Consider the following 2,201-nt stretch of genomic DNA (forward strand, 5'->3'; position numbering starts at 1 on the left):
GGGTTGTCCAGAGGCAAAACCTTAGTGGTGACGTGGCTTGAGGATCGCCGGTTTTTCGTCTGGCGCGTTGCACAGCAAGTAYAGCGCGGTCAGGGCTTCCGGGATTTGCACGATCATGTCGTCCATCAGGTTGGCGTCGGCCGCGATGTCGGAGAACTCAGGCTGTTCGTCGAACAGACCCGAACCGACCATGATCGGCAGCAGCATTTCACTGACTTCGTCTTCGGCAGTTTCGAACCAGGCGGCTTCGCGCAGGAACACGCCTTCCATGAAACCGATGCACCAGCCGCGCAGGTCGGAATCGTCCGGGTCATCGCCCAGGTCGAGGTCGCATGGCAGCTCGAACTCTTCGTCGGACGCCAGTTGGCGGGCGATGTGAGCCTTGAGCAGCACCAGGGTGGATTCGATCGCTTCACGCTCGGTGTCGTCGGCGTAATGCGGCTCTTCGGCGAACAGCGCGTCGATCCACTCACGGTCGGGAACGCTTTCGGAGCAGATCGACAGCGCAGTGAGGTAGCCGTGGGCGGCCACGTAGTCCAGCGCCTCGTCATGCAGCTCGTCGGCGTCGAGGAAGACTTGCAGGCGGGTTAGTTGCTCAGCGAAGGACATTAAAGGGCTACCTTGGGGAATATACGATGCGGGAATTCTAGGCCTTCTTGAGCGCTCAGGCCAGCCGCGCGGCATATTTGCTCCCGCGGTTGGCTTGTGTGCGTCTTATCAGCGGCGCCCTTTGCAAGGGAGGGCTCGGGTATACTCGCGCGTTTTGTGATGCCCTGCTGGCGTCACGGCTGAAATATGCAGCGTCATGCAATGCGCACTTACGATTTGTTTGTGCAGCTTTCGTGGTTCTGAACCAGCCTTGCAGGGATGTTTCGGTGATTTTTGGAGTTTTTATGCTCGAACAGGCTCAACGCGTCCTCAAGGACATCTTCGGCTACGACAGTTTCCGTGGCCGTCAGGGTGCAATCATTGAGCGCGTGGCCAGTGGCGGCGACGCCCTGGTGCTGATGCCTACCGGGGGCGGCAAGTCCTTGTGCTTCCAGGTGCCGGCGCTGCTGCGCGAAGGCCTGGCGGTGGTGGTGTCGCCGCTGATCGCGCTGATGGACGATCAGGTCGCCACCCTCGAAGAGCTGGGCGTCGCCGCGGCGTCGTTGAACTCCACCCTGAGCGCCGAGCAGCAGCGTGATCTTGCTGCACGGATCAAGCGCGGCGAGGTGAAAATGCTCTACCTGGCGCCCGAACGCCTGGTGCAGCCACGGATGCTGGCCTTCCTGCAAAGCCTCGAAATCGCCCTGTTCGCCATCGACGAAGCGCACTGCGTGTCCCAATGGGGCCACGACTTCCGTCGCGAATACCTGCAACTGGGCCAGTTGGCGGAATTGTTCCCCAACGTCCCGCGCATCGCCCTGACCGCCACCGCCGACAAGCGCACCCGGGAAGAAATCGTCGATCGTCTGCATTTGCAGGATGCCGAGCGTTTCCTGTCGAGTTTCGACCGCCCGAATATTTTCTATCGCATCGTGCCCAAGGAGCAGCCGCGCAAGCAGTTGCTGGCGTTCCTCGCCGAGCGGCGCAGCGATGCCGGTATCGTCTACTGCCTGTCGCGCAAAAAGGTCGACGAAGTGGCGGTGTTCCTCAGTGAGCAAGGCTTCCCGGCGCTGCCGTACCACGCCGGTCTGGCCAACGAAACCCGGGCGCATCACCAGAAGCGCTTCCTCAACGAGGAAGGCCTGATCATGGTCGCCACCGTGGCGTTCGGCATGGGCATCGACAAGCCCAACGTGCGTTTTGTGGCTCACCTCGACTTGCCGAAGTCCCTTGAGGCGTATTACCAGGAAACCGGTCGCGGCGGTCGTGACGGTCTGCCGGCGGATGCCTGGATGGCGTACGGCCTGCAAGACGTGGTGATGCTCAAGCAGATGCTGCAAAACTCCGAAGGCGACGAACGCCACAAGCGTCTGGAGCAGCACAAACTCGACGCCATGCTCTCGCTCTGTGAGGAAACCCGCTGCCGCCGCCAGACCCTGCTGGCGTACTTCGACGAAGACATGCCCGAGCCCTGCGGCCACTGCGACAACTGTGTCGACGGCGTGCAGACCTGGGACGCCACCGAGCCGGCCCGCCAGGCGCTGTCGGCGATCTACCGCACCGGTCAGCGTTATGGCGTCGGCCATCTGGTGGACGTGTTGCTGGGCAAGGAC

2 protein-coding genes are annotated in these 2,201 nt (G+C 62.0%); one reads left to right on the top strand and one right to left on the bottom strand.

Annotated features, from left to right (window positions below):
- Positions 1-21 precede the first annotated feature (21 nt).
- Positions 22-609 (bottom strand): UPF0149 family protein, encoded by a 588-nt coding sequence (locus tag AC1DLB_RS28170; RefSeq protein WP_007938492.1) that lies wholly within the window; start codon positions 607-609, stop codon positions 22-24.
- Positions 610-893: 284 nt separating this feature from the next.
- Between AC1DLB_RS28170 and recQ the strand changes: the two genes are divergently transcribed.
- On the top strand, positions 894-2,201 hold a 1,308-nt coding region (recQ, locus tag AC1DLB_RS28175; RefSeq protein ID WP_477786102.1), incomplete at its 3' end, for a DNA helicase RecQ.

The sequence above is a fragment of the Pseudomonas sp. 05N434 genome (genome assembly GCF_056396965.1).